Here is a 13,852-nt window from a genome sequence, read left to right on the forward strand (position 1 = left end):
TGCGAGAGGTCCTGCGAGAGGCCCTCGCCCCGGTGCCTTCCGCCGCTGTCGGCCACCGTGCCCTCCGGATGTCCTCCGAATCCGAAGAGGCCACTCTCGGCCCCGTCCTCCGAATCCAAAGGGAGCACCCGGGCGGACGGGATCACGGTCTCGCCCACGAGCACGAGGCTTCACAAGAAGAAGAGGGCTTTCGCGAAGGGCTCGGATGCGGTGGAATCTCTCCCAACATTCGCGAAGGAGCCCCCCGACGGACGACGATGAGGCGATCACCCGATCGCTCGCCGGTGACCTGGACGCCTACGAGGTGCTGGTCGCCCGTTACAGCGTGCTCGCGCACCGCACCGCGGCCATGCTCGGCGCCGCCGACGAGGCCGAGGACGTGGTCCAGGAGGCGTTCGTCAAGGCGTACCGTCATCTCGCCTCCTTTCGCAGGGACGCGCACTTCCGCCCCTGGCTGCTGCGGATCGTGGCCAACGAGACGCACAACCTGACCCGCTCCCGTGGACGCCGCGACAGGCTGACCGTGCGGCTCACCGAGTTCGTTCCCCCGCCGGGCGAGGGACCCGAGGAGGCGGCGGTCGCGACCGACCTGAGGGCGCGGCTCCTCGACGCGGTGCGTACGCTGCCCGAACGGGAACGCGAGACCGTGGTCTGCCGGTACTTCCTACAGCTGTCGGAGGCCGAGACCGCCCAGGTGCTCGATCTTCCCGTCGGTACCGTCAAGTCGCGGACCTCCCGCGGCCTGGCCCGTCTGCGTGAGGAGGTGGCCCGTGACCTCACCTGACGACCTCGAAGCCCGGCTCCTCGCCCTCGGGGAGTCCATCGACGTCCCCTCCCCGCCCCCGGACGACGTCGCGCGGGCCGTACGAGCCCGGCTCCGATCACAACCCGCCCCCGCCGCGTCGGCACCGGACTCCGGGACGCCCGCTCCCGAGGCGCCCGCCGCTCCTGGAAGTCCCGTTCCCGAGAGTCCCGTTCCCGAGGCACCCGCCGTCCCCGGAAGCCCTGTTCCCGAGACGCGAACCCCCGAGGCGCCCGCCGTTCCCGGAGGTCCCCGCGTGCTCAGGCGCGCGTGGGAGGCGCTGCGAGACGGCGGGAGGGTACGGCGGAGGGCGGTGGTCGCCGCCGTCGCGATCCTCGCGGCACTCCTCCTGGGGGCGACACCCGCTGGAAGGGCCGCGGTCGCGGAGATCCTGCGCTTCGCGGGGGTCGAGCTCAGGATCGGCGGCCCCGGGCCGCTGCCGTCCGGGGTGCCCCAGCCGCTGCCCGGTGAGCGCCGGGTCACCCTGGAACAGGCGAGGGAGCAGGTGGCGTTCCCCGTCTCCGTCCCGGCCGCGCTCGGCGATCCCGCCGAGGTGAGGGTGAGCGACGGAGGCCGGGTGGTGTCGCTGTTCTGGCCCGGCCTCAGGCTGGACGAGTACGACGGCAGCCTCCACCTCGTCTTCAGAAAGGAACTGGGCCCGCCCTGGCCGGAGGACGCCGGTGTGGGTGCGGTGAAGGCACAGTGGATCCCGGCCCACCACGGCCTGACCTACCTGCCCAGGAGCGGAGGGAGGGCCGAGGTCCGTCCCCGTCCGGCGGGACCCACCCTCATCTGGCAGCGAGGGCGGGTCGGCCTGCGCCTGGAGGGCGTCGGGGAGCTCGGCCGTGCGCAGGAGATCGCCCGCTCGGTCCGCTGACGCCTTCTCGGGGGTGTGCCGGTGGCCGACGGGGTGCGTGGTACGTCGGGAATCCGTCCGTTCGGCTCGTTGACGTCGGCCGGGCGGGTGCTCGCCCGCTCGATTCTCCGGCGTCGGCGGGGTGTGTCCGAGCGGGAGGCTCTCCGGAGTCGGCCGGATGCGTCGGAGGGGCAGGCGCGTCCGTTCAGCCCGATGACGCCAGCCAGTCGTCGATCCCCTGGAGGAGCTTCTTGCGCACGTCGTCCGGGGCCGCCGAAGCCCGCACCGACTGGCGGGCCAGCTCGGCCAGCTCCGGGTCGGAGAAGCCGTACACCTGCCTGGCGAGCTCGTACTGGGGCAGCAGCCTGGCACCGAACAGCAGCGGGTCGTCGGCGCCCAGCGCGATCGGCACCCCCGCCTCGAACAGGCGCCGCAGCGGTACGTCCTCGGCGCGCTCGGCCACCCCGAGGCCGACGTTGGACGTCGGGCAGACCTCGCACGTGATCCCCCGGGCCGCGAGGCGTTCCATGAGCCTCGGCGACTCGGCCGCCCGCACCCCGTGCCCGACCCGGTCGGCGTCCAGCACGTCGACGCACTCGGCCACGCTGGCCGCGCCCAGCAGTTCCCCGCCGTGCGGTACGGCGAGCAGCCCGGCGCGCTTGGCCAGCCGGAAGGCTCCGTCGAAGTCGCGGGCCCGGCCGCGTCGCTCGTCGTTGGAGAGCCCGAACCCGACCACGCCCTCGTCCATGTGGTGCGTGGCGAGGCGGGCGAGGGTCTTGGCGTCGAGAGGGTGGCGGGTACGGTTCGCCGCCACCACGACGGCGATCCCTATCCCCGCGTGGTCCGCCGCCCTGCGGGTCGCGTCGAGCATCAGCTCCATCGCCGAGGTGAGACCGCCGAACTTCGACGCGTACCCCGACGGGTCGATCTGGATCTCCAGCCAGCCCGATCCCTCGGCGGCCTCGTCCTCGGCGGCCTCGCGCAGCAGCCGGTAGACGTCGCTCTCCCGCTGCAGCACCGAGCGCGCGATGTCGTACAGCCGCTGGAAGCGGAACCAGCCTCGCTCGTCGGTCGCGCGCAGCCGGGGCGGCCAGTCCTCCTCGAGCGCGTCGGGAAGGTGTAACCCGTGCTCGCGGGCGAGCTCGACGAGGGTCGAGTGCCGCATGGAGCCGGTGAAGTGCAGGTGCAGGTGCGCCTTGGGCAGTTCGCTGAGGGGACGTGGCATTTCAATATGGTGCCGTACCTTCAAGGGCGCCGATCGACGACCCCGATGTTTTTGGCGCGATCTGAAGGTCCGTTCACGTCCCGGGGAGGGGGAAGATCGCCGTGCGGAGGCCCGGGGGAGGGCGGTGAGCTCGACGCGGGCGGCGGGCCGGGTACGCTCACGCTCGTGTGGACGGAGCACGGGGGCCTCGCCGTCGAGATCGTCATGGGCACCGCGCATGCGGGCAGGCCCGCTGAACAGGGCCGGAACCCCGCTCGCCTTTCCCGACATTTCCCGCGACTTTTCCCGATTGGTTATTTATAGGGTTTTATGTGTTATTTCGGGCAGGCGTTGCGGGGGCACGGCACACCCGCCCATATCCCATCCCCCGTTATATCGAGGAAATTTAGGAAACGGGCTTTCAGTGGACCATGTCGCCGTGCGACCGTGGAGGCACACATTGTCAGGACGCTGGGGCTGCCATGGAAGCGGATGTCTTCGTCGGCAGGGAGACAGAACTCGCAGACGTATCCGCACTGCTCGAAAGGGTCCGGCACGTCACGTTGACCGGCCCCGCGGGGGTCGGGAAGACCTGTCTCGCCCTGCGGCTCGCCCGCACCCTCGAACCCGCGTTCCCCGGCGGCGTCCACATCGTGGAGCTGTCGGAGGCGCCCGCCGACCTCGACTCCCTGACCGAGACGCTCGCGGACGCGATCGGCGCCCGCCGCAGGCCGGGCACCCCCGCGCTGCGGGCCCTGGTGGACGAGTTCCTCACGCGCCGGACCCTGCTCGTCCTCGACACCTGTGACCGCGTCGTCGGCGCGACGGGCATCCTGGTCGGCCTGCTGCTGCGCTCGGTCGAGGGACTGCGCGTCCTGACCACCAGCAGACAGCGGCTCGGCCTGCCCGGCGAGCACCTTTACCCGGTCGGCGGCCTGCCGGACGCCGACGCCGTCCGGCTGATCACCGCCCTCGCCGGTGGCAGGTTCGGCGGCACGGATCCGGCCGAGCTCTGCAAGCGCCTCGACAACCTGCCGCTCGCGATCCGGCTCGCCGTGGCCGAGGGCACCCCCGGCGGTCTCGGCACCCTCGACGTGCTCGCCGCCACCCTCGACGGCCGCCCGATCTCCACCGCGGGGATCACCGCCTTCGACGGTCATGTCACCTCGCCGGACGAGCTCGCCGCGTCCCTCGAAGGCCGTACGGTCCCCGCGGCCGAACGCGAGATCCACGCCGTCGGATTCGGCGCCGCCCCGCCCGCGCGGGCCGCCGCTCCCCGGCGGCACAGCTCCATGCGCGTCGCCCTCGGCTGGAGCCACGAACTCTGTACCCCCGCCGAACGCCTGCTGTGGGCGCGGGCCTCGGTCTTCGCGGGCACCTTCGACATCGAGGCCGCCGAGGAGGTCTGCGCCGGCGGCGCCCTCGCGGCCAAGGACGTCCTCGACGGGCTGCTCGGCCTGCTCGACAAATCGGTCCTCGTCCGCGAGGAGGGCGAGGGCGGGGTCCGCTATCGCCTGCTCAACACCGTCCGCGAGTTCGGGGTGGTCTGGCTCGACCGGCTCGGCGAGACCGACGAGATCCAGCGCCGCCACCGCGACCACTTCCTCGCCCTGTCCGCCCGCGCCGAGATGAGCTGGCAGGGCCGCCAGCTCGAGTGGTACCGCAGGCTGGTCCTCGAATGCGGCAACATGCGTGGCGCCATCGAATACTGCTACTCCCGGCCACCGGAATACCGAAGAGGACTCGACCTCGTCGGCAACCTGTGGTTCCTGTGGGCGTGCTGCGGCATGCAGGCACCCGGTGACGACCTCCTCCAGCGCGGCCTCGACCTCGATCACACCCCCAGCCCCGAACGGGTCAAGGCACTCTGGGTGCACGCCTGGGTCTCGATCCAGCGCGGCGACCTCGAACGCGCCGAACGCATCCTCACCGAATGCGCCGCCGAGGACGCCGACGGCTACGCCACGGCCTACGTCAGCCAGTTCCAGGCCCACCTGGCCGTGGTCAAGGGCGATGTGGTCGAGGCCCTGAGGCTCATCAAGCACGCCAGGGTGCGCCACCGCTCCACCGGCAACGTCTTCCCGGGCTTCCTGCCCACCTACACCGTGGTCGCCACCGCGATGATGCTCGCCGACCACCATGAGCAGGCCGTCTCCGTCCTGCGCGAGGGACGCGAGCTCTGCGAGTCCTGCGGCGACTACTGGACCCTCATCCGCCTGGACCTCCTCCTGGCCCAGGCCGAGCACTCCCTGGGCAACACCGTCTCCGCGCTCGACTCCGCCTGCGGCTCCCTGCGCGGGGCCCGCCTGTTCGGCGACAGCATCTCCCTGATGGAGGCACTGGAGGTGTTCGTCGTGATCGCCGAGGCGTGCTCCGACGACACCTTCGCCGCCACCATGTTCGGAGCCTCCCGCGCCGCGTGGCGGAGCGCCGACGTGCCGCCCAGCCGTTCACCCGTGATCGCGACGCAGCTGCGCACGGCCGAGCTGAGGCTGCGCGGGCGCATGGGCAGGACGGAGTTCGAGCGGCTGGAGGCGCGGGGAAGTTCGATCAGCCTGCGCGACGCCGTGGAACACGCACTCCAGGGGGAGCTTTCTTGACGCGCTGCGGCAACCTGCCGGCCGAGATGAACAGTTTCGTCGGCCGCACCACCGAGCTCGACGAGATCGCGAAACTCCTGACCCGGACACGCCTGCTCACCCTGCGCGGCCCCGGGGGCGTCGGCAAGACGCGTCTGGCCCTGCGGGCCGCGAGGAACGTCCGTGACGACTACCCCGACGGCGTCTGGGTGGCCGAGCTCTCCGCCGAGACCGACGGCGACCTGCTCATCCACGGCGTCGCCGGACTTTTCGGCCTGCACACCCCGGCCGAACGTCCCGCCCTGGACTCCCTCGTCGAGCATCTCACCGACCGGCGGCTCCTCATCGTCCTCGACACCTGCGAGCACCTGGTCGACTCCTGCGCCGCCCTGGTCGTGGCTCTCCTGACCGGCGCGCCCGACGTTCAGATCATCGTGACCAGCCGCCAGGAGCTCGGCCTGCCGCTGGAGGTCGTCATGCTCGTCGAACCCTTCCCCGTCCCCCCGCCCGAGACCGCCGACCTCGCGGACCACGACGCGCCGAGCCTCTTCCTCGATCGCGCCAGGGCCGTGGCCCCCGGATTCCGTACGGACGAGCGGGCCATGATGGCCGTCGCCAGGCTCTGCCGCAGGCTCGACGGCATGCCGCTCGCCATCGAGCTGGCCGCCAGCCAGATGCGCGGCCTGTCGGCGACCCAGCTCGCCGACCAGCTCGACGTCCACTTCAAGCCGCTGACCGACGGCGAGGGACTCCCCGTCCGCCACCACACGCTCCGCACCGCCGCCGGCTGGAGCCACGAGCTGTGCACCCCCGCCGAACGTCTGCTCTGGGCCCGCCTGTCGGTTTTTCCCGCGGCGTTCGACGCCGAGGCGGCGCGTGGCGTGTGCGAGGACGAGCGCCTGCCCGACGTCCCCGGCGCACTCGCCGCGCTCGTGGCCAAATCCGTCGTCGCCCGCGTGGGTGACCGCTACCGCCTGCTCGACACCATCAGGGACTACGGGCGCGACTGGCTCGACGAGCTGGGCGAAGGCGCCCTGATGATCCGCAGGCATCGCGATCACTACCTGTCCACCGCCCGGCGCATGGACGCCGAATGGTACGGCCCGCGCCAGCTCGAATGGACCTGCTGGGCGCACCGGGAACTGCCCGACATCCGCGCGGCCCTCGACCGCTGTCTCGGCGCGGGCGACCACCGCGGCGCTCTGGAGCTGGCAGGAGCCCTGTGGGTGCTCTGGTGCCGGCTGGGGTTCGTCAGGGAGGGCCGCCACTATCTCGGCCGCGCCCTGGCCGCCGTCCCCGCCCCCGACAGGGCGAGGTCCAGGCCGCTCTGGGTCGTCGCCCATCTCGCGCTCATCCAGGGCGACATGTCCCTGGCGCGCGACCGGGCGGAGGAGGCCGTCGAGAGCGCCCAGCGGTACGGTGACGGCGACGCCGAGGCACACGCCCTTCTCGCCCTCGCGCAAACCCGCCTGTTCACCGGAGACCTGGATCGAAAGGACGCGCGGGCGTACGCGCTGCGCGTGGCCGACGGGCTGGGCCCCACCTCGCCGGGAACGTTCTTCCTGCCCTCCTTCCTCGCCCTGGCCGCCACCTTCCGCGGCGACTTCGACGAGGCGGTGAGGATCCTGCGCGAGGCGCGTCCGGGCCACGAGGCGCGAGGGGAGCTGTCACAGCGCGCCATGGACGACTACGTCCTCTCCCTCGCCCTTTTCGGCCGGGGTGACCTCGCGGAGGCCTCAGCGGCGGCCAGGGCCTCCCTGGAGGTCAAACGACGGCTGCGGGACACGGTCGGCAGCGCTCTCGCCATCGACCAGCTCGCCAGGATCGCCGCCACCGAGGGCGACGGCGGACGCGCGGCCTGGCTCCTGGGGGCCGCGCAACGTATCCGGACCACCTTCGGGCCCCCCGGCACCGGGGCCCACACCATGGCCGCGCTCCGCGAGGCCGCCGGTGCCCGCGCCGCGTGCCTGATCGGCGAGACCGCCTACGCGCGGGCCTTCGACGAGGGCTCGGCCGCCCACCTCGAGGCAGCCGTGGCCTACGCCCTGCGGGACTGAGCCCCGCCCGGCGCGTACGGGGGGTGTGTTCGACCGGCGGGGGAGCCGTCCTGATCGGCGGCCCCCGCGGGAAACCCCGCGCCCGGCGGGGAACCGGTCACGCTCGGCGGGCCCGGCAGGTAGGCCGTCCTGATCGGCGGGTCCTGCCGGGGACCTGGCGCGCCGGGCGGTCAGGCCGCCGCGTTCAGCCGGCCTGGCCGAGGAACTTGGCGAGGCGGCTCACGCCCTCGACGAGGTCGTCGTCGCCGAGCGCGTAGGACAGGCGGAAGTATCCCGGGGTGCCGAAGGCCTCACCGGGGACGACCGCCACCTCGGCCTCCTCCAGGACGATCTCGGCCAGCTCGGCGGAGGTCGCCGGGCGCCTGCCGCCGAACTCCTTGCCCAGGAGCGCCTTGACCGAGGGATAGGCGTAGAACGCGCCCAGCGGCTCGGGGCAGACCACGCCCGGGATCTCGTTGAGCATCCTGACGATGGTCCGGCGGCGCCGGTCGAAGGCGGCGCGCATCTCCGCCACCGCCGACAGGTCGCCGGTGACGGCGGCCAACGCGGCGGCCTGGGCGACGTTGGAGACGTTGGAGGTGGCGTGCGACTGCAGGTTGGCGGCGGCCTTGACGACGTCCTTGGGACCGATCAGCCAGCCCACGCGCCAGCCGGTCATCGCGTAGGTCTTGGCGACGCCGTTCAGGACCACCACCTTGTCGCCCAGCTCAGGGACCACGGTGGCGATGCTCGCGAACGTCGCGTCGCCGTACGTGAGGTGCTCGTAGATCTCGTCCGTGACGACCCACAGATCGTGCTCGGCGGCCCAGCGGCCGATCTCCGCGACCTGCTCGGGGGTGTACACCGCGCCGGTCGGGTTGGACGGGGAGACGAAGAGCAGGACCTTGGTGCGGTCGGTGCGCGCCGCCTCCAGCTGCTCCACGCTCGCCAGGTAGCCGGTGGTCTCGTCGGTCACCACGTCGACCTGGACGCCGCCGGCGAGCTTGATCGCCTCGGGGTAGGTCGTCCAGTACGGGGCCACGACCAGGACCTCGTCACCCGGGTCGAGCAGGGTGGCGAACGCCTCGTAGACGGCCTGCTTGCCACCGTTGGTGATCAGGACCTGGGCCGCGTCCACCCGGTAGCCGGAGTCGCGGAGCGTCTTGTCGGCGACGGCCTGCTTCAGTTCGGGAAGGCCACCGGCCGGGGTGTACTTGTGGAACCTGGGGTTCCTGCACGCCTCGACGGCCGCCTCGACGATGTAGCCGGGGGTCGCGAAGTCCGGCTCACCGGCGCCGAAGCCGATGACCGGGCGGCCCGCCGCCTTCATTGCCTTGGCCTTGGCGTCCACGGCGAGCGTGGCGGACTCGGAGATCGCGGAGATGCGCGCTGAGATGCGAGGACGGGTCATACCTCCATGGTTACAGACCTGTGCCGATGTTTCCGCCGCGTATCCACCATGCGGACGTCGTCCCGGGAGCCGCCTGAGCATCGGCGACGGCTTCTGAGCTGGACGATCGCCCGTCGGCGTCCTCCGGTTCGACGTGGTGGCCATTCACCCGTAGACTCCGGCATGGTCTTTCCGCCGTATGCGTGAACCGGCGGTCAAGACCGTGAGCCACGGACAAACTTCGGTCCAACCGATGTATGGTGGTTCATGTCTTAGGGCACTAGCGCAATTGGTAGCGCACCGGTCTCCAAAACCGGCGGTTGGGGGTTCGAGTCCCTCGTGCCCTGCTAGGAGCGGTCCGCGCATCAGGCGTCCAGCGCGCCGCTTATGTGCGTTGGACTCGATGGATTCAGGTGAGGACTGTGGCGATCGACACGCGCGGCGAAACCGCAGACAAGCCGAGCGGTGAGAAGAAGACCAAGCGCACTTCTCCCGCCCTTTTCTACCGACAGGTAGTCGCCGAGCTGCGTAAGGTCATCTGGCCTACGCGCAAAGACCTTATTTCGTACACCATCATCGTCCTGGTCTTCGTTCTGATCATGGTCGGGATCGTGTCGGCTTTGGACGCGCTGTTCACCGAGGGCGTGCTGAGAATCTTCGGCGGAGCCTGAGCCGCGGTCTCCGGCGGGCGGATAGCCTCGCCGATGAGTCCACAAGCCATCGAAGAAAAGAGATAGAGCACCGTGTCCGAGTCTGCACAGTCGGCCGGCGAGCCCCGCGAAGAGCGTGAGGACGAGCTGGAGAAGGCCGTCGACGTCACCGAGGATTCGCTTGACGAGTCCGACGGGCGGGATGTCGACGCCGAGACCGACACCGACGCCGAGGGTGAGGCCGAGCAGGCCCCGGTCGGCGCCGTCGACGAGGACGGTGACGTCCTTCCCGACGTCGACCCGGTCGAGGAGTTCAAGCGGCACCTGCGGAGCCTGTTCGGCGAGTGGTACGTCATCCACTCCTACGCCGGTTACGAGAACCGCGTGAAGTCGAACATCGAGACCCGTACGCAGTCCCTCAACATGGAGGACTACATCTTCCAGGTCGAGGTGCCCACCCACCACGTGACCGAGATCAAGAGCGGCAAGCGCCAGCTGGTCAAGGAGCGGGTGCTGCCCGGATACGTCCTGGTCCGGATGGAGCTCACCGACGAGTCCTGGTCCGCGGTGCGCAACACCCCCGGTGTGACCGGTTTCGTGGGCCTCTCCAACAAGCCGAGCCCGCTGAGCCTCGAAGAGGTCGCCAAGCTGCTCGCGCCGGAGCCCTCGGAAGAGGTGAAGAAGTCCACCGCGAAGGCCTCCGCCGCGACGGTCGACTTCGAGGTCGGCGAGTCCGTCACCGTCATGGACGGCCCGTTCGCCACGCTGCCCGCCACGGTGAGCGAGATCAGCGCCGAGTCGCAGAAGCTCAAGGTGCTCGTGTCGATCTTCGGTCGTGAGACCCCGGTCGAGCTCTCGTTCAACCAGGTCTCGAAAATCTAAACCGGTCGCGTAGACTTCACCAGTCTGCCCCGCGGTCGCGGGGATGGTTCCTTCTTCACTCCGGCCGAAATTCAGCCGCCGGAGTGGGCCCCGCCTGCACGGGGCCGGCAGGAACATCGTTCAGAGAAGCAAGGACCCGGAGAGAAGCATGCCTCCTAAGAAGAAGCTCGCAGCCTTGGTCAAGGTCCAGCTCCCCGCTGGCCAGGCCACGCCCGCGCCGCCGGTCGGTACCGCCCTCGGTCCGCACGGCGTCAACATCATGGAATTCGTGAAGCAGTACAACGCTGCCACCGAGGCCCAGCGCGGCAACATCATCCCCGTTGAGATCACCATCTACGAGGACCGCACCTTCACCTTCATCACGAAGACGCCCCCGGCGCCTGAGCTGATCAAGAAGGCCGCCGGTGTCGCCAAGGGTTCGGCCGTCCCGCAGAAGGACAAGGTGGGCAAGCTCACCAAGGAGCAGCTGCGCCAGATCGCCGAGACCAAGATGCAGGACCTCAACGCCAACGACATCGCGGCGGCCGAGAAGATCATCGCTGGCACCGCCCGGTCGATGGGCATCACGATCACCGACTAGCCGAAACGGCTGACCGGGCCCCGCGGGCACGAGCGCGAGAGCATGATCCGCGCGACCGTCGAGGGGCCGAACAACGGGCGGAGCACGAGCGACGTCCGGCAGGAAAATTTCGAAGTAAGTGGAGGGGCCAGGCGCTGGCCCGCACCACGAACACTCGGATCCACAGGAGTGATCACATGAAGCGCAGCAAGGGATTCCGCGCCGCGGCGGCGCAGGTCGACCGCGAGACCCTGTACACCCCGGCGCAGGCGGCCAAGCTGGCCAAGGACACCAACGTCGCCAAGTTCGACGCCACCGTCGAGGTGGCCCTGCGGCTGGGCGTCGACCCTCGCAAGGCCGACCAGATGGTCCGCGGCACCGTCAACCTCCCGCACGGCACCGGCAAGACCGCCCGGGTCCTGGTCTTCGCGACCGGTGACCGTGCCGAGGAGGCCCGCGCCGCGGGCGCCGACATCGTCGGTGCCGACGAGCTGATCGACGAGGTCGCCAAGGGCCGCCTCGACTTCGACGCCGTCGTCGCCACCCCGGACCTCATGGGCAAGGTCGGTCGTCTGGGCCGCGTGCTCGGCCCCCGTGGCCTGATGCCGAACCCCAAGACCGGCACCGTGACCCCGGCCGTCGGCAAGGCCGTCACCGACATCAAGGGCGGCAAGATCGAGTTCCGTGTCGACCGGCACGCGAACCTGCACTTCATCATCGGCAAGGTGTCCTTCGGCGAGCGCCAGCTCATCGAGAACTACGCCGCCGCCCTCGAAGAGGTGCTGCGTCTCAAGCCGTCCGCGGCGAAGGGACGCTACGTCAAGAAGGTCGTCTTCTCCACGTCGATGGGCCCCGGCATCCAGGTCGACCCCAACCAGACGCGGGCGCTGACCGCCGAGCTCGACGCCTGATGGCAGCCTGATAGCAGACGTCTTCTGAGGAAGGCCTCAACCGAATGGCCATTCGGTTGAGGCCTTTCTTCGTTCTCCCGGACGACGCGCCCGGCTTTGCCGACGCGTAGTGTCGTTGTCATGGATCACCGGGGGAACGAAAGGGTGGAGACGAAAATGCGCCGATTGGCTCCCACAGTCGCACTGGGAGCGGCCGCGCTCATCGCGGTCGCGGGATGCGGTGCGCAGGGCACCGGCTCCCTCGGAAACGTCAAACTCGCCGCGGCGGACGCGGTGCAGCAGAGTGCTCAGAAGGCCGAGGAGGTCACCTCCTACTCCGCGGACGTGGTTCTCGACGCCACCGGTGGGGAGAAGGGGGCGGGCAAGGTCCAGGGCAGCATGCTCTACCAGAGCAAGCCCCAGCTGGCGACGGACATCAGGCTCGACACGATCACCTTCGGCGGTCAGAACGTGCCCGGCGGGGCACGGGCCATCCTGTCGGGTGACACGGTCTACGTGAAGTCCGAGCTCATCAACAGGGTCGCCGGCACCAGCAAGCCGTGGACCAAGGTGTCGCTCAGCGAGCTCGACGCCAAGGGGCAGTCCGAGATCAGGAAGTTCATGGACCAGGCGCAGCAGTTCGACCTGGCGGGCACCGTGAAGCTGCTGACCGCGTCCAAGGACGTCAAGGCGGTCGGCACCGAGACGGTCGGTGGGGTCGACACGACCCACTACAGCGGCACCTTCCCGGTCGCCGAGGCCGCCCAGCTGATCGACCCGGCCAAGCGTGAAAAGCTTCAGGAGCAGCTCTCGCAGGCCAAGAACGTGAAGTTCGACCTCTGGGCCGACGCCCAGAGCCTGCCCCGCAAGGTCACGCTCAGCGGCTCCGAGAAGGACGCGTCGTTCAACCTGACGGCGCTCTTCAAGGGGTTCAACGAGCCCGTGGAGATCACGGCCCCGCCCGCCGACCAGGTGGGTGACCTGCCCGAGCACCGCGGCGGGAACTGACGTTTCCCAGAAGTCCACGCCCTCGGCCCACCGGCCGGGGGCGTGGGCTTTTTGCGTGGCCCTTTGCCGGGGAGGGCTCCTCCCAGGCTGTTCTCGGCGCCCGTGGCGAGGCAGGCTCCGGGGACGACGCCGGGAGGGGGCAAAAGCGTGTTTTTCCGGCTTATCGCGCTGAGGTGGCGCCGAGTTGGCATTCGTGGCGTCAGCGCGTAAGCTGTCAACGCCGAAGACCGCCGGTCGTCGTCAAGTCGCATGGCTTGATGACTTAAGGATCCACGTCAGTGGACGGCCCGCGTAGGTTGTGATGTGAGTTTTCATCTGGACTAACCTCCTTATGTGAGCCCCGTGCGCCTGCGCCGGGGCTTGTTCGCTTTTCTGGGCCCTTGCCCCGGCGGCACATCTGGAAGGAGGCCCATGGCGAAGGCAGAAAAGGCAACGGCTGTCGCTGAGCTGAAGAGCAGCTTCGACGGCTCCAATGCTGCCGTTCTGACCGAATACCGCGGTCTCACCGTCGCCCAGCTCAAGCAGCTGCGCGTTTCTCTCGGTGAGAATGCGAAGTTCGCCGTGGTGAAGAACACGCTGACCAAGATCGCGGCCACTGAGGCCGGGTTCAACCAGCTCAACGACCTGCTCGCGGGTCCGTCGGCGATCGCGTTCGTCAACGGCGACGTGGTCGAGGCTGCCAAGAGTCTGCGTGACTTCGCCAAGGCCAATCCCCTCCTGGTCATCAAGGGCGGTGTCGTCGACGGCAGGTCGATGACGCCGGACGAGATCAGCAAGCTTGCCGACCTTGAGTCGCGCGAGGTTCTCCTCGCGAAGCTGGCCGGTGCCCTGAAGGCGAAGCAGGGCCACGCGGCCGCCGTCTTCAATGCGCTGCCCACCAACATGGCTCAGCTGGCCGAGGCCCTGCGCGCCAAGCGCGAAGGCGCCGGCGAGTAGGTCCGCGCAGGCGGTCACAGGGGATTAACGCAAACCGCGGTCCCGACTTTCTTTAGTAGT

At 69.9% G+C, this 13,852-nt stretch carries 12 protein-coding genes and 1 tRNA gene; 11 read left to right on the forward strand and 2 right to left on the reverse strand.

What is annotated here, in order from left to right:
- Positions 1 to 205: 205 nt before the first annotated feature.
- Positions 206 to 784, forward strand: coding sequence for a sigma-70 family RNA polymerase sigma factor (locus AB0B96_RS02775; protein ID WP_362895958.1), 579 nt, complete (start codon positions 206 to 208; stop codon positions 782 to 784).
- Positions 771 to 1,679 carry a hypothetical protein gene (locus AB0B96_RS02780; protein WP_362895960.1) on the forward strand — a complete coding sequence of 303 codons (909 nt, stop codon included), beginning with the start codon at positions 771 to 773 and terminating at the stop codon, positions 1,677 to 1,679. Before AB0B96_RS02775 ends, AB0B96_RS02780 begins: the two co-directional genes overlap by 14 nt.
- 184 nt (positions 1,680 to 1,863) lie before the next feature.
- On the opposite strand, the gene AB0B96_RS02785 is transcribed toward AB0B96_RS02780, so the two are convergent.
- Positions 1,864 to 2,883, reverse strand: a complete 1,020-nt coding sequence (locus AB0B96_RS02785) for an adenosine deaminase (RefSeq protein WP_350943246.1) — start codon at positions 2,881 to 2,883, stop codon at positions 1,864 to 1,866.
- Positions 2,884 to 3,344: 461 nt separating this feature from the next.
- Here AB0B96_RS02785 and AB0B96_RS02790 point away from each other — a divergent pair, with 461 nt between their 5' ends.
- Positions 3,345 to 5,462, forward strand: coding sequence for an AAA family ATPase (locus AB0B96_RS02790; RefSeq protein WP_362895963.1), 2,118 nt, complete (start codon positions 3,345 to 3,347; stop codon positions 5,460 to 5,462).
- Positions 5,463 to 5,488: 26 nt separating this feature from the next.
- Positions 5,489 to 7,498: an NB-ARC domain-containing protein gene (locus AB0B96_RS02795; protein ID WP_362895965.1), complete on the forward strand. Its 2,010-nt coding sequence runs from the start codon at positions 5,489 to 5,491 to the stop codon at positions 7,496 to 7,498.
- A gap of 184 nt (positions 7,499 to 7,682) precedes the next feature.
- Here AB0B96_RS02795 and AB0B96_RS02800 read toward each other — a convergent pair whose 3' ends face one another.
- Positions 7,683 to 8,888, reverse strand: coding sequence for a pyridoxal phosphate-dependent aminotransferase (locus AB0B96_RS02800; RefSeq protein WP_362895967.1), 1,206 nt, complete (start codon positions 8,886 to 8,888; stop codon positions 7,683 to 7,685).
- Between the two features lie 253 nt (positions 8,889 to 9,141).
- On the opposite strand from AB0B96_RS02800, the gene AB0B96_RS02805 reads away from it, so the two are divergent.
- The 7 genes from AB0B96_RS02805 (at position 9,142) to rplJ (ending at position 13,792) form a co-directional block, all read left to right on the forward strand.
- A tRNA-Trp gene (locus AB0B96_RS02805) sits at positions 9,142 to 9,214 on the forward strand.
- Positions 9,215 to 9,289: 75 nt separating this feature from the next.
- The gene (gene secE, locus AB0B96_RS02810) at positions 9,290 to 9,538 is read left to right on the forward strand and encodes a preprotein translocase subunit SecE (protein WP_329089906.1); all 249 of its coding nucleotides are present in this window, start codon (positions 9,290 to 9,292) and stop codon (positions 9,536 to 9,538) included.
- Between the two features lie 72 nt (positions 9,539 to 9,610).
- A complete protein-coding gene (nusG, locus tag AB0B96_RS02815; RefSeq protein WP_350943252.1) occupies positions 9,611 to 10,399 on the forward strand; it encodes a transcription termination/antitermination protein NusG in 789 nt (262 codons plus the stop codon).
- Between the two features lie 148 nt (positions 10,400 to 10,547).
- Positions 10,548 to 10,979 carry a 50S ribosomal protein L11 gene (rplK, locus tag AB0B96_RS02820; RefSeq protein ID WP_350943253.1) on the forward strand — a complete coding sequence of 144 codons (432 nt, stop codon included), beginning with the start codon at positions 10,548 to 10,550 and terminating at the stop codon, positions 10,977 to 10,979.
- Between the two features lie 176 nt (positions 10,980 to 11,155).
- Positions 11,156 to 11,869 carry a 50S ribosomal protein L1 gene (rplA, locus tag AB0B96_RS02825; RefSeq protein WP_350943254.1) on the forward strand — a complete coding sequence of 238 codons (714 nt, stop codon included), beginning with the start codon at positions 11,156 to 11,158 and terminating at the stop codon, positions 11,867 to 11,869.
- Positions 11,870 to 12,025: 156 nt separating this feature from the next.
- Positions 12,026 to 12,856, forward strand: a complete 831-nt coding sequence (locus tag AB0B96_RS02830; protein ID WP_362895970.1) for an LppX_LprAFG lipoprotein — start codon at positions 12,026 to 12,028, stop codon at positions 12,854 to 12,856.
- A gap of 411 nt (positions 12,857 to 13,267) precedes the next feature.
- A complete protein-coding gene (gene rplJ / locus AB0B96_RS02835; RefSeq protein ID WP_350943256.1) occupies positions 13,268 to 13,792 on the forward strand; it encodes a 50S ribosomal protein L10 in 525 nt (174 codons plus the stop codon).
- The last annotated feature ends 60 nt before the right edge of the window (positions 13,793 to 13,852 follow it).

Origin of the sequence: Streptosporangium sp. NPDC049046 (assembly GCF_040649155.1) — a bacterium.
GTDB lineage: Bacteria > Actinomycetota > Actinomycetes > Streptosporangiales > Streptosporangiaceae > Streptosporangium.